This window comes from Salinisphaera hydrothermalis C41B8 (assembly GCF_000732535.1).
GTDB lineage: Bacteria > Pseudomonadota > Gammaproteobacteria > Nevskiales > Salinisphaeraceae > Salinisphaera > Salinisphaera hydrothermalis.
This window is the reverse complement of the sequence record NZ_APNK01000032.1, coordinates 18,644-40,200: the sequence shown is the minus strand read 5'-3', so window position 1 is coordinate 40,200 and position 21,557 is coordinate 18,644. Positions and strand designations below refer to the sequence as shown.

Genomic DNA, 21,557 nt, shown 5'->3' with positions numbered 1-21,557 from the left:
TCACCCAAGAGCGCGATTATGAGCTGAAAACTTGAAAATCCTAGAGGGATGTTCGGGTCTTGCCTTTTGCCTCTATCGGGGTGGATTCAGCCTCAAACTGCAACATAGAGGCCTTTTCGCCGGAATTCGCGGGGCGCGACATTCTGGGCAGGACACGGTTCATCCTCGATGGTCAGCGGGTTGCCCGTAACTTTTTCACTCGGCGCGAAGGGGCTCAGCCGAGCTGCTATCGATCTATTCCCCGATCTGTCTTCGGATCGCCGCCTCGTCGATGACCGACCATACTGTTTTGATCCGCGAAACAGAGAATTCGTAGAACACGTTTTCGGTGAACTGGATGCGCCGGCCGTTGACCGGGAGGCCGAAGAGTTCGCCTGTCGGCGTGCAGTCGAAGCCTAGCCGGCTGCCTACATAGGGCGGGTCGACGGTGAGGAGTTGAATATCGAACTGCAGGTCTGGAATGGCGCGCACGTCGCTTTCCAGCATCTGACGGTAACCGTCGAGGCCGAGCGGCCGGCCATTATGTACAACGACAGGATCGACAAAGCGCCCCAGGCTGGCGAATGTTCTATCGTTGAGGCAGCTGATGTACTGCCGGTAAGTGGCCGCCAATTCGTCCTTGTGCCTGTTCATTTGCATCACGATGTCGAGTGGGAGCCTGCCGCATGCACTGGCTGGCTATCGGATGCGGCGGTATGAGATCTCAATTTATCCGAGATAGACGCCGATTGCCGGGCGTCGCGTTTGATACACGCGCTTCTCGACCCGCGCTTTGTTCGGGGATGAGAAGCACGATTGGAGCGTGGCATGGAGGCGCCGTAGCCGCCGCAACGGCTCAGGCGCGGTTCGATGTGCACGCGCGGCGCCCGCGTGTTGGCCGATAACTCGTTGATCTTGCGAGCGGGCCTGGCGCAGGTCAGCCCTGAACGACCTGCGCCGGTCCGTGGGTTTGTCGCGTCTAATTCGCGCGTCGCTGCGTACCCAGACGCGCACTTCGCCTTCGCCGCGGTTGGCCTAGGCGAAGTCGGGCACGAACACGGGCTGGTGCGGGCGCCATGGCGCGGGCTGATCGTCGCGTGAGAGTCAATGTTGGCGTCCGGTTCGCGCTTTTCGGTCGCCGGCGGAGCCTGAGCCGCGACGGCGTTCTTACAGAAAATGAATGGCTTGGCTGCTAGGTTTGAGGTGGATCGAGGGTATTTGGGCATAGAGGGCAACAATATGGCAGGCGATTTCGCGCAGGCTGGCGTTGTAGATGCGTCGGTTTATCCATCCAGTCGCGTCGCCCGTCCGGTGGCCGTGGCCGATACATCGACGCCTCGGACACTGATCGTGCATGTCGGACTGCCCAAGGCGGCCAGCTCGTATTTGCATGGCAGCATCTTTCCGCAGCTCATGGGGGGCCACTACGTCATGCCGGGCGCGGCCAACGCGAAGAAAGCGGCCTATCTGTTCGCGCGCAATCGCTTCGGGGTGCGCCGCTTCTCCGATGCCTTCCAGAAGTCGGGGGCGTTCTGGGGCCGGCATGGCGACTCGTTTCTGCGCCAATACAAGAATCTGGCGTCGTTCAATGGGCCGCGTCCGCGCGCCCTGCTGATTTCCGACGAGGCGGTCACGCGGGTGAATCATTTTGGTATTCGCGCCATGCCGCCGGCATTCTCGGCAGCCCAGCTATGCGCCAATCTGTCGGGGCTGCGTGAGTCGGCGCACCGGGTCGGCTTCGAGCGCGTGCGTTTTCTGATGATGACGCGGCGCCAGGATAAGTTGCTGGCCGCGAGCTATGTGCAGCTGTCGCGCAAGATCCCCTATGCCTCGCAGCGCGACTTCGAGCGGCGTGTGCAGCGATTGCTCGATCGCTCGCCGAACGAACTGGAACATCAGTTCTTCGGCATGGATTACGGGCAGCTCTACGACTGTTTCGCCGAAACGGTCGGCGCCGAGAACGTCAGCGTGATGCCGATCGAGATGATCGGCGCCGATTTCCCTGGTTTCATCGGCGAAATGCGCGACGTGCTGGATGTGCAGCATGCGGCGGACGGGCTGTCGCCCACGCCGGCCAACGCCCGTTCTCGTCGGGCGAATCGCTGGGGCATGCGGCCGCTTCTTTTGTTCAAGTCTCGCCATGGCCGGTTGCAATTCACGCTACCGGCCCGGCTCACGGGGCGTGCTTCCGAGATCGAGCTGGGCGAGTCGCTGGCTCGCTCGATCCTCGGCCATTTTAGCCCGGAAAACCGTCGTATGGCGGCGGCCACCGGACGCGATCTCGGCGCCTACGGCTATTACGGATGAAGTGCTACCGCTGAGGTCTGGGATACGGCGCGATCCGGCGAGAGTCTTGCGCGACGATGCCCCGGATCAATCGTGGCCGGGCCGGAACGGATTCGCCCGGCGGGTCGTGAGGCAGCTGGCGGCGAGGGCGTGGTTCGTTAATGAAAAGCCCGGCGCAGTGGCCGGCGCCGAGCTTTTCGATCCCGCATTGCGGTGTCAGCTGTTGTTGGCGGGAACCTGACCGTTGATGGTCTGCGTGGTCAGGTTCGGATCCGCTTTGATGTCGCTGTCGGAATACAGCAGCTTGCGATAGTTCTTGTTCGAGAACCGCTCGTCCTGATCGCTGAAGTGCGGCGAGGACGGGTCGTCCGACTGGCTGTAGCTCACCAGGCCATAGGCTTCGGGGCCGTTGGCGGTGAAGTTCAGGCCGAAATGCCAGCTGGTGCCGTAGCCGATGAGCCAGCCCTGGCCCGAGGTGGCCGAGAGTGAGCCGGTATCGGCAATGGTCGAGGCCGGGGCGACGCGCGGGAAGCGTGTGCCGTCGTCAACCGATTGCGTGGCCACGGATACGATATCGAAGCCGCCCTCGAAGTTCTGGTTGCCGGGCCAGGGGATCGGGTCGCCGCTGGGCGCGGCCGTACCGCCCGGCGGTACACCGGCCGACTGCTGTTCGTACTGTACCTGGCCCAGTGGCGTGTCGTAGGCAATACCGCCCTGGTCGAGTTTGTCGAGACCGGTGGCCAGCGCCTGCAGCATCGGGTCGTTCGCGGGGTCGGCCGTGGCCGGTTTCGGCGTATTCGGCGTCGTGGCCGGTTGGGTCGGGTCGAACGCGACCGTGAATTGGTCCGGGTAGCTCGGATTGTAAGCGGCAATGAACACGCGGAAGACCTGGGCGCCGGTGCTGTCGGTGTTGTAGACGCCGTTCCAGCTGGCGAGCGCACTACAGCCGGCCGCGATCGAGCGGCTGTTGCCGCCGGTGGTCGGGATCGCTTCATTGCCGGCCGCCTGGCAACGATCGAGCAGCGTCGGCAGCAGCATTTCCGCGTAGTAGGCGCGGTTGGAATACAGCGCGTTGATGATCTCCTTGCCGGTGAACTTGCCGTCGTCGCCCGCGGGTTTGACGTTCGACAGGCCGGCGTCGGTCGGATGCTCGAGCATCTTCAGGCCCATATGCGTACGCGGGCTGAGCTGAGTTTCGGTCGGCCCGTACAGCGGCGAGTACCCCGTCAGGAAATCCGCCGGGTTGGTCGCCCAGTAGCTGTCGTTGGAGTTCTGCACGAAATCGCGGCGTTCAAGCTTGGGCATGCCGTTATAAGGCACGCGCCCGTTGCAGTTGCCCGTCACCCAATCGTCGCGCGAGGTGCTGCCGTCGAGCAGGGGCACGCCGGCGCGTGCCAGCCCGGCAGCGAGCGGATTGTTGGCGATGCGTTGGGCGTAGGCGGTCAGCGCGGCGCTGGACAGGTTGGGGACCGAGGTGCCGTCGATATAGAACGCCTGGCCGCTGGTGTCCGCATACATGGTGTTGACCCACAGCACGCTGCCACAGGCCTGGAACGGTTTTTTGAACTCGGCGAGATTATGCGCCCGCCCCATGCCCAGCCATTGATCGACGGTCTGGCTGGCGGTATCGGCGTTCGCGTCTCGGTAGGTGAAGGCCACTGGCTGTCCGCCGAGGCTGTCGCCCCAGGCCGGCAGGGCGCTGTTGACCAGATTGGCCGCGATCATCGGGCCGTATTCCGAGTAATAAAATGTCTTTTGCAACGTCGTGGGTGTCGGCGTTCCGTTAGCCACCTGAATTTGAAACGTCTTGGACGTGATCGACTGCGGCTGACCGTCCTTCATGTAGGTCATGTTGTCGCCGGCCGCTAGCTGCAACTGATAGACCGTGAAGTGATTGGCCGTCGAGACGGTATGGGTCCAGGCCACGTCCTGGTTGAAGCCGATCAGCGGCACCACGAAGCCGATCAGGGCCGCGCCGTTGACGTTGTAATACCCCGGAATGGTGAGCTGGCTCTGGTACAGGCGTCGATTGCCGGTGTACGGGAAATGGGGGTTGGCGAGCAGCGCGCCGCGGCCGTTTTCGGTCATATCGCCGCCGATGCCCCAGCCGTTGCTGGCCATGCCACGATCGGTGTAGTTGCTGCTCAGGCCCAGCGATTTGGGCGTGCCGGTGCGCGCAATGCGGGCGAAGTCCGGCATGCTGATGCGATTGCGGGCGACGGTCGGCGTGGCGGGCGTGGGGCTCGGATCCACGCCCGGCGGCGCGGCCGAAAACGTGACGCCGGTCGCAAACTGGTCGCCGCTCGCATACAGCGCGATCAGCTGGTAATACGCATACAGCTGCTGCGGGGTGATCGCCTGCACCCAGGGTTGATTCGCGCATTTGCCGGGCAGATCGCCGGGTGCGGTATCACTCACATACTTGTTGTAGCCGGCGGCGAAGCCACGCAGCATGGCCTGCGACTCGGGCGATAACGAGGCGAAGCGTTGTTGTGCCTTGTCCAGCAGCCCCAACGCCCGATAGCTGAAGTCCGTGATGATGTTGATGCTGTTCGGCCCGGGGCCGTAGAACTCGGCGCGTCGCCCGGTGGCACGCAGAATGGAATCGGCGATGATGCAGACGTTATCGCGTGCCTGAACATAGCCTTCGCCGAACGCGCCGGATTCCAGATTGCTGGCCACGATATGCGGTACGCCGTCCGTGGTGGTCCGTATCGTGGCCTGTAGCTTGCCGTCGGGCGAGCTGATCGGCGATGCCGAGCTGCCGCTGGACACATTGTTGTGGTTGTGGTCCGAGCAGGCGTTGAGCCCCGCGGCCAGGGTCAGGCTGATCAAGAGCAACGAAGCCGGCCGAGCGGCTCGAGACAGGGTCCCCATGACGTCATCTCCCTTTTTATTATTATGACTTGTCGAGTGTAGGCCGTTTCGGTGGGGAAATCGGGGCGGAGATATAAGACTTTAGGCGCCATAATCCGGGATTTGGCGGTAGCTCTATGTTTTTATGATGTATTGAATTTCGGCGCCGCGTCGGGCGCTGGGCTGGCGCCGATCGGAATAGAGGCCGGTGGCGAGCGGGCCGGGCAGGGCCTGGCGTCGGGCGGCTCGTGACGAGATGGTGCCTTGCCCGGCTTTCGGCGTTAATCTGGAGCGGCGGTTCTTTGGTTCGGCACGAAGTCCTGGGACGTGCTTATGGCTCGGTTCATCGACAGGTTGGGTCCGCAGGGCATGCGTCTTGCCTTGGAGCTCGTGATCAACTGTGTGTTGCCGCTGTTGATCTACGACCGCGTGGCGCCTGGCTCGGGCGACGTGGTCGCGCTGATGGCGTCGTCCGTCCCGCCCATGCTGTGGGCGATCGTGGAATTCATCCGTCGTCGCCAGCTGGATGCCGTTTCCGTCATGGTGCTGGCCGGTATCGCGCTTTCTTTGCTCGCAATGATCGGCTCGGGCTCGGCCCGCTTTCTTCAGCTGCGTGAAAATCTGGTCACAGCGCTGATCGGGCTGGTATTTCTGGGCTCGGTCGTGATCCGGCGCCCGGTGATTTATTACTTGGCGCGGGCGGGTATCGCGCGCAGCTCGCCGGCCGAAGCCGCCGAATTCGAGGCGCTCCGCGATCAACCCTATTTTCGCCGTGCGATGACCGTCATGACGCTCACCTGGGGCGTGGGGCTTTTGCTGTCGACAGCCGTAGCCTGTGTGCTGGTCTTTTCCGTCAGCATTCACGACTATCTGATCGTCCAGCCGGTGGTCGGCTACGGCACGATGGGCTTGCTCGTGCTCTGGACGCTCGCGTATCGACGGACGCTGCAGAAGCGCGTCGATCGCCCGCTGTACGACAACGGGCGGCCTGACTGAGCGCGCCGCACGTAATATGGCGTACGGCCGTCTCCCCGCGTGCGGCAGCGACTGCTTGTTGTTTTTTACTGCGGGTCGCGTTCGAACGCTTGCATCGCGCTCATGAGGTCGTCGTACTCGTCGTCCTGCTGGGCCGCCGCATCGGCCATGGCGTCGAGCTCGTCGGTTGGGATGGCGTCGGTGCGAGGCGGGGCTGGCGTGTCGTCGACAACCGCTACGGGCCGGGCCTGCTGGCGGCCTTGTTGCTGCGGTTTGCTGGGTGCCGCAGGCTGGTCGGAGGACGCCCTGGGCGACTTGCTGTTTTCACTGGCGGTTTCGCAGATACAGGTTTGATCGTCGGTCCAGACGATCTGGGTGATCTCGGCGCGCCATTGCTTGTTGGCGCGCGTGACGATGCGCACCGTGTCGCCCACTTGCACTGGCTGCTGTGTCTTGCAGCCCCAGTTGCCGTTACGCAGTTTGCAAGGGCTGGCTTCAATGAGGTCGTTGTCACTCATGGGTCGAATCGGTTCGTGCCGTGGTGTGGCGGGATGACTCCGAGACGCACGCTATGTGTATTGGCGGAAAATTTCCAGCCGGTTTCCGGTGGCCCGGCGTTCGTGCGACCGCAGCAAGGCATGTCGAGCAGTGCCCGGCGACGACCGCCCGACTTTAGCCGCCCGTCACATCCTTGCGCGTCCAGTAGCGCTGCATTTCGAGATATAGAAACGAGGCCGACCACGTAATCAGCAAGAGTCCGGTGAGCGATTCGATGCCGGTGAGATAGCGTACGCCGGCCACGGGCTGGATATCGCCGAAACCCAACGTGGTGTAGGTGGTAAACGAAAAATAGGCACAGTCGAGCAGCGAGCCGTTGAAGTGCCCGATGAAATGGCCGATGCCCGCCCAGTGCAGCATGCCGTAGTAGGCGATCGCGAATATCCAGACCTCGATCGCATGCGCCGTCAGCGCGCCGAATACCCCGAGCACGATCCGGAAGCGATGCCGCACGGGTAAGCGTGGCAGTAGCGCGGTCATGCGATAGAGGAACTCGTAATGGATGCCCACGACCAGACTGACCACGATGATGTTGATAATGACGATGCCTAGCATGTCGACACCCTGACAATATCGGCACGTTCACGCGACTGTGGATCGCCCGCCGGTACCGGGGCTGTCGGTTTCTCTGACAGCGGGTCAGTCGCTCGAAAGAGAACAGCCGTCCCGCCACGGAAGCTAGGGAATTCCCCTGTGTCTTTATATAGTTTCGGACTCATGGCGCGGATCGAATGAACGCATCCCGTTGTTCAAGATCTGCGGCCGTGCGGCAGAGCGCGGCCGCCCCGCTGTCAGACCTTCTTACAAAGATGAGAGCCACTGGTCTGTCAGGGCCTGAGCGACCATAGCCCTCGACCATAGCCCTCGAATTATTCGTGGCCCGGCTGCTGGCAAGACAGGCTTGATTTGATTGGAGTTATAGGCAGGTTATTTGACGCGAACACCGTATGGCAATGGTTGGCGCTCTAGTTTTATTGATTGTGGCATGCCGATTGCTCTATCCGTGACGTGGCGTTTCTTAATTGTGTTTTTACGCTGCAATCAACGAGGGGCTAATAATGAATGCGGTTAAATTGGGAGCGCTGGCCGTCTTCCTGCTTGTAGTGTCCGCCGCGGCGAACGCAACGATGATCACATCGTCGTATACGGTCGATGCGCATACCTCCGGTTCCGGGCTGGTCGTGCATACGCAGGATCATGCGGCGAACCCGTTCAGCTATGACCTGAATGTCGGGCAGTCCAAAACCTTCGGTCTGTTCGATATCTGGACCGACCAAAGCAGCCTGTATCAGGGCAGCGGGTCTCATCCGATCAGCGTGCAATTCGGCTTCACGTCGCCGACGAGCGGTCAGGGCACGGTCGACGGACAAACCTACGGGCTCTTTACTGGCTTCTTCAATTTTGCCCAAGAGGGCGTCGTGCATTGGGATAGCCCGCTGAACTTTACGTTCGGCCCGAATAACGACGGCCTGATCCAGGTCAGTCTTTCCGATGCGGTATTCAACCTGGGCTATTTCGGTCTGAACAGCGGTCCTTGCTACGGTGCGACGGTTAAGGCAACGCTGAAGTACTTGGCCGATCCCAGCACCGCTGATGTGCCGGAGCCGGGCACTTTCGGACTGTTCGGTCTGGCGTTGGCGGCGATCGGTTTTGCTGCCTATCGTCGGCGGTCCGCGATCTGATCGGATCGTTTCGTCGAAAAAAAGCCGACGCCCCCTTGAACGGGGGCGTCGGCTTTTTCGTTTTGGGCCCGGGGCCGACCACGACGCACGCGCCGGGCGGCCCGGTTGCAGGTGTAACCCGGCCCGGGGCCGTCGGTGCTACAGTCAGCCGACCCATCATTTAAAGCGTCACGGGACCGGTCCCAACGTGTGCCAGGCGTGGTCTGGCGCCCGCGTTGGTCGGCGGTCCAAGCGTGTTTTGCGAAGAGGAGAACAAGCGATGTCGTATACCCCGTCGGAGGACCGCTACGAGTCCATGGTCTATCGCCGTTGCGGGCGGTCCGGTCTCAAGCTGCCGGTGGTCTCGCTCGGGCTGTGGCACAACTTCGGTGAGGACACGCCGCACGAAACCAAGCGCGCGATCTGTCGGACCGCCTTCGATCACGGCATCACCCATTTCGATCTGGCCAACAACTACGGCCCGCCACCGGGCTCGGCTGAAGAGGCCTTCGGCAAGATCCTGAAGACCGATTTCGCCGGCTATCGCGATCAGCTGGTGATTTCGTCCAAGGCCGGCTACGACATGTGGCCCGGGCCCTACGGCAACTGGGGCAGCCGCAAGTATCTGATCGCCTCCTGCGATCAGTCGCTCAAGCGGCTTGGCCTGGACTATGTGGATATCTTCTATTCGCATCGCGTCGATCCCGATACGCCGCTGGAAGAAACCATGGGCGCGCTGGATACGCTGGTGAAGCAGGGCAAGGCGCTCTATGTCGGCATCTCGTCCTACAACGCGCAGCGCACCCGGGAAGCGGCCGCTCTGCTCGCGGATATGGGCACGCCCTGTCTGATTCATCAGCCGAGCTACAATATGCTCAACCGTTGGGTGGAACGCGACGGGCTTACCGATATGCTGGCCGAGATCGGCATGGGCGCGATCGCATTCACGCCGCTGGCCCAGGGCATGCTGACGTCGAAATATCTCGGCGGTATCCCCGAGGGCTCGCGTGCCACGCAGGGTAAATCGCTGGACCCTGACATGCTGTCGGATCGGGCGATCTCCCATCTCAACAAACTCAACGAGATTGCCCAACGCCGTGGCCAGACGCTGGCGCAGCTGGCGATCGCCTGGGTGCTGCGCGACGAGCGTATTACCTCGGCGTTGATCGGCGCTTCGCGCCCCGAGCAGGTGGTGGATTGTGCCCGGGTCGTGGATAACCTGTCGTTTACCGATGCCGAGCTCGACGAGATCGACACCTACGCCACCGACGAGGACATCAACCTCTGGGCCGCGTCGAGCAACGCCTGAGCGACGTCGTGGCCGCGTTCGAGGACCGTGTGATTACGGAGTCGCCGGCGGCGCAGGTTTGTTAGCCTCGCCGGCGTTATTCCAACACCACGGTAGATGTCATGAAGCAGAACCTGACGGACTGGCAGTCGCTCGAGCGCGATGCCGAGCGCGGCTACGAAATCATGGGCCGCGAAGGGCACACGGGCTGGGAAGTCGAGGTGCGTTTCGATAACGGCACCTCGCCGCAGCATCCCGAACGCAACGCGCCGAGCCGCGAAGAGGCGGTGAAGATCGGCCGCGAAATCGCGACGCTGCGCCAGAGCTGATGATAGCGGGCGGTATATGGCCGCCCCATCACACGGCGCTTGAAGAGCCGGCCGCTGTCCAGCGACCGGCTCTTTAATTTTGCCCGGCCTACGTCATGCGGTGGCGTCTCTCGTGACGACACGCCCTGGGGGCAATCCGGTGATTGCCTGTGCCGGAACGCTGTCGTGTGGACTGTTGTGTGTGTAACGACGGCCGGGCGGCTTATCGGCGCGTGCCCGTTCGATCCGGGGCCTGTTTGAAGTCAAGGCCTCTCGGCTCGTCTTGCGGATGTAATCGGCATGGGCGATCCGATTTCGACGGCGTGCGAGCGCTTGTCGTACACGCACAGCACCTGACGTGGCGCGTGTTCCCCGGGCACCGTGCCGACCAGGCGGGCCAACCCGTAATGAGCCGAGCCCCAGGGGTCGACGGTCGTATGTTCGGCCCGAAGTATCCCGTCGGCGGCTTGGCGACAGGCCCTATGTAGCGCCACTCGAGGCGCGGCTCGCATTCGGAATGACGACAACAGCCGCGAGCGCCAGCACCGCCGTGATCCTGGCACCTCGGTGAATGGTCGTAGTCATCAACGATTCTCCCGCCTTCTGTTTGCCGTCAGCATGACGCCCGAAGGCAGCCGCGCGCTGAATCGTCGGGCCCGCCCCCTTGGCCCGTCGTTGCGCAGAGCGTGCACTCAAGAAACAGCGCCATCGGCCGATAGTGGCCTTATCTGCGAGGTCGCCGGCAAGGGCGATGGCGTGCGTTGCGCAAGAAGGGGGAAGCCGTGCGATTTCTGTCGAGTGTGAAAGCCAAGATCACCCTGGCATTCGGATCCACCATTCTGGCCTGGGCTGTGCTCTGTGCGTTGTCGTTGTATGCCGTTAATGAACTCAACGCTTACAACGGCAAACTGTATGCCACCAATATGCAGGGCGTAGCGGCCCTGGGCGATACCAGCCAGACCTACGCCACCATGCTGCAGAATATTCGGGGGCGTCTGCACGCGGCGCAGTCGGGGGATATGCAGGCCTTGGCCGACGAGCTGAAAAGCGCGCGGCAAACGCTGAGGAGCAACTGGAAGGACTACTATCCCGCGCGTGTCTCGAACGCCGCAGAGCGGGCCCAGGCCGACAAGGTCCAGCAGACCTTCGACAAGCTCGATCCGAAGCTCGATAAGTTCATCAAGGTCCTCGGAATGGGCAAGGCGTATCTCGCCAACGCGTTCTATGACGCCCAGCTTTCACTACCGTTGACCGCCGCAGCCCATTCGCTCTACAGCCTGCGTGATAGCGAAATTGCCTCGGCCAAGCACCTGCATGCATCGAGCGAGAAAACCGCCCAGTGGCTGACGTTGCTGATTGCCGGCACCTGCGCCGGCGCGCTGGTGGCCGGTCTGCTGGTCGCATTCATATTGGTTCGGTTGATCACCCGGCCGCTGACGCAGGCGCGGCAGCTGGCCGAGTCGATCGGCCAGGGCCATCTCGATAACGAGATCTCGGACAAGCGGCGCGACGAATTCGGCGCCATGCTCTCGGCGTTGAGCGGCATGCAGCAGCGCCTGGTCGATACGGTGGGCGACGTTCGGCTCAGTTCGGAATCGGTCGAGGCGAATGCCGCCCAGATCGCCAGCGGCAGCGAAGAACTGAACGCGCGTACCCAGCGTCAGGCGGCCAGCCTCGAGGAAACGGCCGCCTCGATGGAGCAGATGACCTCCACCGTCAAACAGAACGCCGACAACGCGGTCGAGGCCGAGACACTCGCACGCGACGTGAAAACGCGTGCCGACGACGGCAGTGTCGTGGCCAAGGCCGCGGTTACGGCCATGGGCGAAATCGACCAATCCAGTCGCCGGATCACCGATATCGTTGGCCTGATCGAGGAGATTGCCTTTCAGACCAATCTGCTGGCGCTCAATGCGTCGGTCGAGGCGGCCCGTGCCGGCGAGCAGGGGCGAGGGTTCGCCGTAGTGGCGAACGAGGTGCGTAATCTGGCCAATCGCAGCGCCAGCGCGGTGGACGATATCAAGACCCTGGTGAGCGACAGCGCGACCAAGGTGGCGGACGGCTCCAAGCAGGTGACCCGCTGCGGCGAAGCGCTCGAAACCATCAACACGAGCATCCACAAGGTCAGCGAACTGATCGCCGAGATTGCCTCGGCGAGCCGCGAGCAGGCCGGGGGTATCGAGCAGGTCAATCGCGCGATCGCCGACATGGATGCGAGCACCCAGGAGAATGCAGCGCTCGTCGAGCAGTCCGCGGCGGCCAGCCAGGAACTGGAAAACCGCGCTCAGGCGTTGCTCGCCAAGATGGCGGGCTTTCGCCTGGGCGACGAGCACGCCGCGCCGGCGCCCGAAAGCGTCTCGGCCGAGCAGCCGCCCCAGACCGCCGCCGAACCGTCGGACGCACCCGCGACCGCTGCAAGACCGGAGCCCGAGGCCTCAACGAAAACCCAACCCAAGACCGAGCCCAAGCCTCAGCCAAGATCCGTGGCAGCCAGGCCCGCGTCCGAGACCGTGGACGAGGTCGACGAGTGGGCGACGTTCTAGATACAGCTCGCGCTTCGTTCGCCGGAGAAAACCATCCGCAGATAAACGCCACTAATGACGGACCGGGATGTCGACCTCGCTAGTCTTGTTTTCTCCGGCTTCGTTCATTGAAGAAAAATATTCACCGATCAACGCAGATTGACGCCGATGCGGCTCCGCTTTCGTGCCGTAGCGGATTCGAGGCGCTAATCGGCGACGGCGTCGACCGAAACGCCTGACTTGAAGGTTTGCTTCGGGAACGACGCATTGACGGTGGTTCGCGCCACGATCGAGCCCACGCCTCCAATGACCAACCGCCATCTGCGTCAATCTGCGTTGATCTGCGGATGAATGCCTTGTGGAACGAAGCGGGATGTCGTGCGGCGCCTCGGCATCGCAAAGGTGGTGAGCCCAGTCCGCTATTTGCGCTATTGGCGTTAATTGGGGGATTGAAAGCGGTCAATGTTTGGGCCTGTCGGGCTTTTCCGTCGCTGTTGCTTGAAGAAAGCGATCCGCGGATTTGGACTCAGGCGGCTGGGTCCGTATCGATAGCGAGGCCGTATTTTCTGAGCTTGCGAAAAACCGTGGGTTGGCTGCTGCCCAGCATGTGGGCCATCTCATAGGTGCTGCGACAGCGGCTTAACGCCGCTTGCAGGCATTCGCGTTCTGCGGTTTCGACGGCTTCGCGCAGGGTGTGCAACGGGCGGGGCGCCGCCTCGCGGTCAGTCTTTTGTCCCGCTTCGGCGTCCAGGGCGGCGCCGGTTGTGGGGCCGGGGCTGATGGTGGGCCCGGCAGCGAGCACATAGAGCCGTTCCAGATAATTCTCGAGTTCGCGCAGATTGCCCGGCCAGCTTCGCCCAAGCAGATAAGACCATGTCTCCGGCGCGAGTGTTTTGTCCTGACCGTAGCGCGTATTCAGCTGATGGAGCATGCGCTGGATGAACAGCGGAATATCTTCGGCTCGCTCCGCGAGCGCGGGGATCGTGACCGGCACGACGTTGATGCGGTGATAGAGATCCAGGCGGAAACGGCCCTCGGCGACCTGCGCTTCGAGATCGCGATTGGTGGCCGCGATCAGCCGAAAATCGGCTGTGCGCACGTCCGTGCTGCCCAGTCGTGTCACGCGGCGATCCTGGAGCACGCGCAACAGTTTGGTCTGGGCCTGGGCCGACAGCTCGGCGATTTCGTCGAGAAACAGGGTGCCGCCATGGGCGCGCTCGGCCAAGCCGGGTTTGCCATTGCGCGCGGCTCCGCTGAAGGCGCCGGCGACATAGCCGAACATTTCCGACTCGAACAGCGTGTCCGGAATCGCGCCGCAGTTGGCTTCCACGAACGGCCCGTTCGACCGCTGGCTGAGTCGGTGCAAAAGCCCCGCGATGCGAGTTTTCCCCACCCCCGTCTCGCCCAGCAGCACCACGCTCGCGTCGGTAGGTGCCACCCGCTCCAGCAACGACACGATTTCGCGCATGCGTGGATTGCAGGTGGGAATGTCGGCGTCGGGGTCCAGGGCGGTCGCGGGCGCGGCTTCACGCGCAATGAGCTGCCGGTGCAGCAGTTCGTACTCGCGCTGCAGGCTGCGGATATCGGTCATGTCCTTGGACAGGCTGACCACGCGCACCAGCCGATCGCCGTCCCATACCGGATAGGCGCTGGCCATAACCGAGCGGCCGGTCAGCGTGGCCTGCATCACATGGCAGGCGCGGCGCTGTTCCAGCACACGCACGGTGATCGAGGGCGACAGCACGCCGTTGTGTTCGAGGTCGTAGGTCGAGGCGCCGATGAATTCCTGCAAAGGCAGGCCGTAGACGCCGGCACAGCTCTCGCTGGCTTTCAGGATGCGGCCGTGCTGGTCGGCAATGACGACGTGGTCGTGGGAATGGGCCAGCACGGCATCCAGTTCCAGTGCCTGCAGGTTGTCGGGCGAAGGCATCGCGGCTGAATCGAATATGAATCGGTTGAATCCATTATGAATTAAAACGGGCCGTCAATCATTCGTTTATGAATCGCGTGCTAACAAGAGCATTGATATTCAATGCCTTATAACTCGGCCCGATTCTTGCCACGGTGTGGGTAAATCCCAACCGAACCCGCACTATGGCAAATCGTGATCTCAATCAGCCTCTTGGTGGCAATACGATGCCGCGTTTCGGCGGGCCGGCGACGATGATGCGCTTGCCCAGCCAGCGGGACGCGGCCGGGCTGGATGCGGCATTCGTCGGCATTCCGATGGATATCGGCACGTCCAACCGGCCCGGCACGCGGCTCGGCCCGCGCCAGATCCGCGACGAATCGCGCATGCTCCGGCCCTACAACATGGCCACCGGTGCGGCACCGTTTGATTCGCTCCAGGTGGCCGATATCGGCGATGTGCCGATCAACACCTTCGACCTGAAGAAGAGCATCGGAATCATCGAGGCGTTTCACACCGACATCGTCACCGCCGGCTGTCGCCCGCTGACGCTGGGCGGCGACCACACGCTGACCTGGCCGATCCTGCGGGCCATGGCGGGCCGGCACGGCCCGGTCGGGCTGATCCATGTCGATGCTCATGCCGATACCAACGAGCAGATGTTCGGCGAGGAAATCGCCCACGGCACGCCGTTCCGGCGCGCGATCGAGGAAGGGCTGATCGATACCCGGCGCATGGTCCAGATCGGGCTGCGCGGCACGGGCTATGCCGCCGACGATTTTGACTGGGCCCGGCAACAGGGCGCCCGCGTGGTGCCGGCCGAGCAGTGCTGGCACCAGAGCCTGACGCCGCTGATGGCCGAGGTTCGCGAGCAGGTTGGCGGCGGGCCGGTCTATCTCAGTTTCGATATCGACAGCCTGGACCCCGGTTTCGCGCCGGGCACCGGCACCGCCGAAATCGGCGGCCTGACGCCGCCGCAGGCGCTGGAGATCGTGCGTGGCTGTCGTGGCCTGGACCTGGTCGGGGGCGATCTGGTCGAAGTGGCGCCGCCCTACGATCCCAGCGGCAACACCGCCCTGCTGGGCGCCAACCTGCTCTATGAAATGCTCTGCGTCCTGCCGGGCGTGACTTATCGCAACTGAGCCGATCGGACGGCTTGCATCACCTGTCAACGACAAGGGGGAGATAATGAGTTCGACAATGAATGTCGATGGGACGGCCAGCGACCGTCGCGGCGTGGTCGAGGTGCGCTCGATCGATTATGTGCCCAAGGCCGAGCGTCACGGTAAAGTCTGGCACCAGGGGCCATTCTGGTTCACGGGCAACTTCGTGCTCACGACCATGGTCACCGGCTTCGTCGGGCCCTCGATGGGGCTGGGCGTGTGGTGGAGCGTGCTGGCGGTTGTCCTCGGTGCGGCCTTCGGGACGTTTTTCATGGCGTTTCATGCCAACCAGGGCCCGCGCCTCGGCCTGCCGCAGATGATTCAATCGCGCGCCCAGTTCGGCTCGCGCGGGGCGATCCTGCCGTTCGCGGCCACCATCTTCGTGTACTGCGGGTTCAACGTATTCAACGTCATTCTGGCCACCGAGGCGTTGCGGCTCGTGCTGCCCGGCGGGCCGTTGTTCTGGTATCCGCTGCTGGTGCTGCTGGCGATCGGTATCGCCGTGGTGGGCCACGATCTGCTGCATTTCGTGCAGCGCTGGCTCACGCCGATCCTGATTGCCGTGTTCGCGGTGCTGACCATCGGCGCGATCGTCATGCACGGCCATGCGGCGGTTCACCAATCGGGCGCCGGCTGGGCGGTGTTCCTCGTCCAGTTCTCGGCCGCGGCCGGTTACCAGATCAGTTATGCGGTTTATGTCTCGGATTATTCGCGTTATCTGCCGAGCAACGTCTCCTCGCGCGGCGTGATCAGCTGGACCTATCTGGGCGCCGGCGGCTCGGCGATCTGGCTGATGTCACTGGGGGCGTTCCTGTCCGCGGCCCTGCCGCATCCGGAGGTGATTGCGAGCCTAAGGTCGGTCGGCAACGACATCCTGCCCGGGTTTGGCACCTTCGCGGTACTGGCTTCGGTGCCGGCGCTGATCAGCGTGATGGCCGTGAATATGTACGGCGCCATGCTCACCGGCATCAGTACCATCGATGCCTATCGGCCGGTACGCCCGACCATCAGCGTGCGGGTCATCGGCATCGTGCTGTTCGGGGCGCTGGCGACGGCGGTCGCGCTGGTCATCCCCGATGCGTATCTGGGCAGCTTCAACAACTTCGTGATCCTGATGTTGTACTTCCTGGTGCCGTGGACGGCCGTGAACCTGATCGACTTTTATGTCGTGCGCCACGGCCGCTATGCCATCACCGAGATCTTCAATCCGCGCGGGATCTACGGGCAGTGGTCCTGGCGCGGGATGCTCGCCTACGCCGTCGGCTTCGTGGCGATGATTCCGTTTTTCGCCATCTCGTTCTATACCGGCCCGGTCACGCGCTGGCTGGGCGGGGCCGACATCTCGTTCCTGGTCGGGCTGGTCGTGGCCGGCGGTCTGTACTGGATTCTGGCCTCGGGGATCGATACCGCGGCCGAACAGCAGGCGATCGCCGATTCGAACCGCATGCTGGCCCAGCGCGAGGGCGGGTGAGCGATAGCGTCGCGGCTTGCGATAGCATGATCGGCGCCCGGGCTCGTCCGGGCGCTGTTGATCGAGGCTGTCCGTGGATTCACAGGACCTGGAGAAACTGGTCACGCGAACCATGCCGTTCGGCAAGTACGAAGGGCGCGTGATCGCCGATCTGCCCGGCGGCTATCTGGCCTGGTTCGCCCGCCAGGGTTTTCCGGCCGGCGAGTTGGGGCGACTGCTGGCGCTGATGTACCAGATCGATCACAACGATCTGCGCGGCTTGCTCAGGCCGTTACGACGGCGGTAGCCCGAAACCTGCCCCAGTGGCGTGACGCCGTGCTCGCGCGAAACCTCAACAGGCCCTAGACTTACCGCTTTGCGGATCTTGCCGATGCGCCGCTTGTTATCGGTATGTCGCGCGCTGATTCTGTCCAGACGGCCGGTGACGCTGGTCGTGTGGGGTTATGCGCTGTATATCCTGGTTGGCTTCGGCCTGCTCTGTCTGCCTTGGGCGCATGCCAGGCCGCATGTGGGCATGCTCGACAGTCTGTTCGTGGCCACCTCGGCGGTTTCGACCACTGGGCTGTCAACCATCGGCGTGGCCGACAGCTACAATTTTTTCGGCGAATTGGTCATCGCCGCGCTGATTCAGCTCGGTGGAATCGGCTACATGACGCTCGGTTCGTTCGTCATGCTCGCGCTGCGCCAGCGTCTGGATTCGCTGCACTCCAACGTGGCCCAGCAAACCTTTGCGTTGCCACGCGGCGCGGACGTGGCGCAGTTCATTCGCGGTGTCGTGATCTTTACGGTGGTTATCGAAACGATCGGGGCGGCCGTGCTCGCCCACGCATTCGCGGCCGATGGCGTGCCGGCGCCGCTCTGGAACGGCATCTTTCATTCGATTTCGGCCTTCTGCACCGCCGGATTCAGCCTGTTCAGCAACGGGTTGGAAGGTTTTCGGGATGACGTAACCGTCAATCTCACGATTGCGGTACTGAGTTATCTCGGCGCGATCGGCTTCATCGTGATGAGCGACGGCTGGCGCTGGCTGGTGCTCGGGCGGCGCCGCGTTTCGCTGACGTCGCGTTTGATCCTGCGGGTGACCGCGGTGCTGACCGTGATCGGCACGCTGGCGTTGTTCCTCACCGATCCCACGCTTGATCAGTTGCCGCCCGGCGAGCGCCTGTTAGCATCGTTTTTTCAGGTCATGACCGCGATGACGACGGTCGGTTTCGATACGGTGCCGATCAATACGCTCGGCCATGCCTCGATCATGCTGTTGATTGTGGCGATGATCATGGGCGCCTCGCCGTCGGGTACTGGCGGCGGAATCAAGTCGACCACCGTGGCCGTGTTTTACGGCGCGGTGCGCGCCGCGCTCGCGGGGCGAACCGAAATCATCCTCCTCGGCCGCAGCATTCAACCGCGCCGGCTTACCATGGCAGTGGCCGCGGTCGGCATGTATATCGGCTGCCTGGTGGTCGGCATCTTCGCGCTCCTACTGGTGGATGGCCATGCCTTGCTGCCCTTGATGTTCGAGGCGGCATCCGCCATCGGCACCGTGGGCCTGAGCCTCGGCGTCACAGCGGGGCTCAGCGAGGCCGGCAAATGTGTCGTTATCGCGCTGATGTTCCTCGGGCGGCTCGGGCCGATGACGGCGGGTTTGGCCATGTTCCCGCCGATAAGCCGCGCGGCGGTGCGTGCTATACGGCGGGAAGACATCGCGGTCTGACCGGTCGATTACTCAGCGGCCGCCACCCATGATCTCGCGATAGGCCATCTGGTGTGCGTGCATCGTGCGATAGACACGGTATTTGGCGTCGTGAAACACACGGCGTTCGCCGCGCGGTTCGATCACGCGATCGGTACCGCTCATGGCGGCGGCCGCGCTGCGCAGATCCGGTTGGTCGCCACAGGCGGCGACGGCCAGCATGGCGCTGCCGAGGAGCACGGTTTCCGGTTCCGTCGGTAGTTCGATCGGAAGGTCGGTGGCATCGGCCATCTCGGCCAGCCAGCGTTCGTTCTTGAGTATCCCGCCGCACAGGCGCAGTCGCGTGACCTGGTGGCCGTTGGCGTTGAGCGCTTCGACGATATGCCGTGTGCCGTAGGACACGGCCTGCAGCGTGGCCAGATACCGCACGGCGAGATCGTCGATGCCCGTATCCAGCGTCAGGCCGGTGACGATGCCGGTGAGCGAGGCATCCGCTAGCGGCGATCGATTGCCGTGGTGGTAGTCGAGCACATGGACGTCGCGCGTCAGCGTGGCGGCGCCGCGTTCGGCTTCCATCGCGTCCAGCCGGGCGTTGAGCACATCGAAATGGCTCACGCCCTGGGCTTTGGCCTCGGCCATGAGGTCGGCATAGGCTGCGCTGTCGCGAATCACGTGATCGATCAACGCGCCGACTGCGCTCTGGCCGCCTTCATTGATCCAGCCGTCGGGCAGCACCGCGCCCCAGTACGGGCCCCAGACGCCGGGGACGAAGCAGGGTTCCCGCGAAAAAGCGATATGACAGGTCGAGGTGCCGGCGATCACCGCCAGGCTGGCCTCCGGGTCGTCGCCGAGCATGCCGAGCGCGCCGGCATGGGCATCGATCAGGCCTGTGGCGACGGTGATCTCGCCGCTCAGCCCGAACGCTTCGGCGACGTCCGGAGCCAGACGTCCGGCCGGGGCGCCCGGTTCGCGGATGGGGCCGGCCATGCGCGGCTTATCGAGCAGGGATTCCAATCCGAGCCGGTTCAGCAGATCGGTCGGCCAGCGGCCCTCGTGGGCGAGGTACAGCCATTTGCAGACTTGCGTGCAGGTGCTCTTGCCGGGTGTCGCCTCGCCGCCGAGTTCGCCGACCGCGCGCGCGACCATGTAATCGGCCAGATCGAGATAGATCGCGGCACGTTCGTACTGATCGGGCCGGTTTCGGGCCAGCCACAGCAGTTTGGGCAGTTCCAGCTCCGGGCTGACCTGGCCGCCGATGTACCGCAGCGCGTCGTGTCCCGTAGCGGTGATTTCCGCGGCTTCGGCCGTGGCGCGATGATCCATCCACATGACGATGTTCTGAGTGTCGTCGTCGGTGGGCGAGACCGAGACCGGCCGGCCGTCAGCACCGAGCGCGACCAGCGAGCAGGTGGCATCGAAGCCGATGGCGCGCACGCTGTCGGCCGGGATTCCCGCGGCTTCGATCGAATCGCGTACGGCCGCGACGCAGGCGTCCCAGATCTCGTCGCTGGATTGTTCGACGAAGTTTGCCTCCGGCCGGAACTGGGAGATCGGATGGGCGGCCTGGGCCAGACAGCGGCCGTAGCCGTCGAAAACGCCGGCCCGGACGCTGCCGGAGCCGACGTCGATGCCGAGATAGTGCGCGCTCATGGGGTCTCCTCAGTCTAGAGTGGCCGGGCCGTGCGGGCCCGGGAGGCGGTCGGGCGACTACTGTGCCGCGTTCCGGCCCGCCTTGCTCGTTATCGATTTCCGACTTTAGTCGTTGTAGCCAAAAGGCTAATTGTTCCGATCCGGGCAGACGAACTAGCGTGAAATGACAACGTTAACATCAATGCCGCGTTTCGGATCGTTGCATCATCCAATCAAGTGCAGCGCCGGCAACGCACCCACGGAGGAGAAATGACGATGCCAAGTATCAATCTGCGTAGCGTGCGCCGCGGGCTCGCGCTCGCCTTATTGCCCATTGCGGCGGTTGCACTCCCGGCCGCTGCGGCCAGTGATCATAAAAAACCGAACGACCAGCTCGTGATCGGCATGTCGTTCCAGGAATTGAACAATCCCTACTTCGTGACCATGCAGAAAGCGCTGCAGAAGCAGGTCGACAAGATGGGTGCCAAGCTCATCGTGACCGACGCGCATCACGATATTTCCAAGCAGACCAGCGACGTCGAGGACATGATCCAGCGCGGCGTGGATATTCTGTTGCTCAACCCGACCGACACCGTGGGCGTGCAGTCGGCCGTGGTGTCGGCGCATAACGCCGGTATCCCGGTAGTGGCGGTCGATGCCCAGGCGGATGGCCCGGTCTCGGGCTTCGTCGGTTCGAAGAACTTCAAGGCGGGTTATCTCGCCTGTCAGTACCTGGCCAAGAGCCTCGACGGCAAGGGCAAGGTCGCCATTCTCAACGGCATTCCGGTGACCCCGATCCTGCAGCGCGTGAAGGGGTGCAAGAAGGCGCTGGGCGAAGCCAAGGGCATCCAGATCGTCGACGAGCAGAACGGTCATCAGGAACGCGATACGGCCATGAACGTGACCGAGAACATGCTGCAGTCGCATCCGGATCTGGACGGGCTGTTCAGCGTTAACGACGGCGGCACGCTGGGTGCGCTGGTGGCGCTGAATTCCTCCGACAATCACGTGAAGCTGGCGACCATCGACGGCAATCCCGAGGTGATCAAGGCCATGCAGAAGGCGAACACGCCGATCGTGGTCGATGTGGCCCAGCATCCGGACGTCGAGGTGGTGAAAGCGTTGCATCTGGCGCTGAAGAAGTATCGCGGCGAGAAGAGCCCGGACACGATCCCGGTCGACGTCACCCCGGTGACGCCGAAGACTGCCGCCAGCTTCCACTGGGGCAGCTAGGCGCGGGCGTCGTATTGCGAGCGCGCGCC

The 21,557-nt window shown here is 63.3% G+C and carries 17 protein-coding genes; 11 read left to right on the top strand and 6 right to left on the bottom strand.

Features of this window, described 5'->3' with window-relative positions; all coding sequences use genetic code 11:
- Nucleotides 1–234: 234 nt before the first annotated feature.
- A complete protein-coding gene (locus C41B8_RS15545) occupies nucleotides 235–633 on the bottom strand; it encodes an ester cyclase (protein ID WP_037340289.1) in 399 nt (132 codons plus the stop codon).
- 585 nt (nucleotides 634–1,218) lie between these two features.
- On the opposite strand from C41B8_RS15545, the gene C41B8_RS15535 reads away from it, so the two are divergent.
- On the top strand, nucleotides 1,219–2,286 hold the full coding sequence (locus C41B8_RS15535; RefSeq protein ID WP_037340264.1) for a hypothetical protein: 1,068 nt from the start codon (nucleotides 1,219–1,221) through the stop codon (nucleotides 2,284–2,286).
- Between the two features lie 195 nt (nucleotides 2,287–2,481).
- Here C41B8_RS15535 and C41B8_RS15530 read toward each other — a convergent pair whose 3' ends face one another.
- On the bottom strand, nucleotides 2,482–5,142 hold the full coding sequence (locus C41B8_RS15530; RefSeq protein ID WP_037340259.1) for a penicillin acylase family protein: 2,661 nt from the start codon (nucleotides 5,140–5,142) through the stop codon (nucleotides 2,482–2,484).
- 312 nt (nucleotides 5,143–5,454) lie between these two features.
- Between C41B8_RS15530 and C41B8_RS15525 the strand changes: the two genes are divergently transcribed.
- Nucleotides 5,455–6,117: a VC0807 family protein gene (locus C41B8_RS15525; protein ID WP_051883647.1), complete on the top strand. Its 663-nt coding sequence runs from the start codon at nucleotides 5,455–5,457 to the stop codon at nucleotides 6,115–6,117.
- 65 nt (nucleotides 6,118–6,182) lie between these two features.
- Here the strand turns inward: C41B8_RS15525 and C41B8_RS15520 are convergent, their stop codons facing one another.
- The gene (locus C41B8_RS15520; RefSeq protein WP_037340255.1) at nucleotides 6,183–6,614 is read right to left on the bottom strand and encodes a hypothetical protein; all 432 of its coding nucleotides are present in this window, start codon (nucleotides 6,612–6,614) and stop codon (nucleotides 6,183–6,185) included.
- A 154-nt stretch (nucleotides 6,615–6,768) separates the two neighbouring features.
- Nucleotides 6,769–7,209: a potassium channel family protein gene (locus C41B8_RS15515; RefSeq protein ID WP_037340252.1), complete on the bottom strand. Its 441-nt coding sequence runs from the start codon at nucleotides 7,207–7,209 to the stop codon at nucleotides 6,769–6,771.
- A 503-nt stretch (nucleotides 7,210–7,712) separates the two neighbouring features.
- On the opposite strand from C41B8_RS15515, the gene C41B8_RS15510 reads away from it, so the two are divergent.
- From C41B8_RS15510 to C41B8_RS15495, 4 genes are all read left to right on the top strand, one after another.
- Nucleotides 7,713–8,336 (top strand): PEP-CTERM sorting domain-containing protein, encoded by a 624-nt coding sequence (locus tag C41B8_RS15510; protein ID WP_037340250.1) that lies wholly within the window; start codon nucleotides 7,713–7,715, stop codon nucleotides 8,334–8,336.
- 259 nt (nucleotides 8,337–8,595) lie between these two features.
- Nucleotides 8,596–9,624, top strand: a complete 1,029-nt coding sequence (mgrA, locus tag C41B8_RS15505) for an L-glyceraldehyde 3-phosphate reductase (RefSeq protein WP_037340249.1) — start codon at nucleotides 8,596–8,598, stop codon at nucleotides 9,622–9,624.
- A gap of 101 nt (nucleotides 9,625–9,725) precedes the next feature.
- On the top strand, nucleotides 9,726–9,932 hold the full coding sequence (locus C41B8_RS15500) for a hypothetical protein (protein ID WP_037340247.1): 207 nt from the start codon (nucleotides 9,726–9,728) through the stop codon (nucleotides 9,930–9,932).
- A 761-nt stretch (nucleotides 9,933–10,693) separates the two neighbouring features.
- Nucleotides 10,694–12,454, top strand: a complete 1,761-nt coding sequence (locus tag C41B8_RS15495; protein ID WP_156962564.1) for a methyl-accepting chemotaxis protein — start codon at nucleotides 10,694–10,696, stop codon at nucleotides 12,452–12,454.
- A 505-nt stretch (nucleotides 12,455–12,959) separates the two neighbouring features.
- On the opposite strand, the gene C41B8_RS15490 is transcribed toward C41B8_RS15495, so the two are convergent.
- Nucleotides 12,960–14,363, bottom strand: a complete 1,404-nt coding sequence (locus C41B8_RS15490; RefSeq protein ID WP_037340244.1) for a sigma-54 interaction domain-containing protein — start codon at nucleotides 14,361–14,363, stop codon at nucleotides 12,960–12,962.
- Nucleotides 14,364–14,527: 164 nt separating this feature from the next.
- On the opposite strand from C41B8_RS15490, the gene speB reads away from it, so the two are divergent.
- The 4 genes from speB (at nucleotide 14,528) to C41B8_RS15470 (ending at nucleotide 18,687) form a co-directional block, all read left to right on the top strand.
- Nucleotides 14,528–15,484 (top strand): agmatinase, encoded by a 957-nt coding sequence (gene speB / locus C41B8_RS15485; RefSeq protein WP_037340239.1) that lies wholly within the window; start codon nucleotides 14,528–14,530, stop codon nucleotides 15,482–15,484.
- 46 nt (nucleotides 15,485–15,530) lie between these two features.
- Entirely contained in the window at nucleotides 15,531–16,976 is a 1,446-nt protein-coding gene (locus C41B8_RS15480; protein ID WP_037340237.1) for a purine-cytosine permease family protein, read from the top strand.
- 73 nt (nucleotides 16,977–17,049) lie between these two features.
- Complete coding sequence (locus C41B8_RS15475; protein WP_084189102.1) at nucleotides 17,050–17,262, top strand: DUF3820 family protein; 213 nt, start codon at nucleotides 17,050–17,052, stop codon at nucleotides 17,260–17,262.
- Nucleotides 17,263–17,346: 84 nt separating this feature from the next.
- A complete protein-coding gene (locus C41B8_RS15470; RefSeq protein ID WP_037340233.1) occupies nucleotides 17,347–18,687 on the top strand; it encodes a TrkH family potassium uptake protein in 1,341 nt (446 codons plus the stop codon).
- A 12-nt stretch (nucleotides 18,688–18,699) separates the two neighbouring features.
- Here C41B8_RS15470 and C41B8_RS15465 read toward each other — a convergent pair whose 3' ends face one another.
- Nucleotides 18,700–20,316 carry an FGGY-family carbohydrate kinase gene (locus C41B8_RS15465; protein WP_037340232.1) on the bottom strand — a complete coding sequence of 539 codons (1,617 nt, stop codon included), beginning with the start codon at nucleotides 20,314–20,316 and terminating at the stop codon, nucleotides 18,700–18,702.
- A 255-nt stretch (nucleotides 20,317–20,571) separates the two neighbouring features.
- On the opposite strand from C41B8_RS15465, the gene C41B8_RS15460 reads away from it, so the two are divergent.
- Nucleotides 20,572–21,528: an ABC transporter substrate-binding protein gene (locus C41B8_RS15460; protein WP_084189104.1), complete on the top strand. Its 957-nt coding sequence runs from the start codon at nucleotides 20,572–20,574 to the stop codon at nucleotides 21,526–21,528.
- Nucleotides 21,529–21,557: the final 29 nt, after the last annotated feature.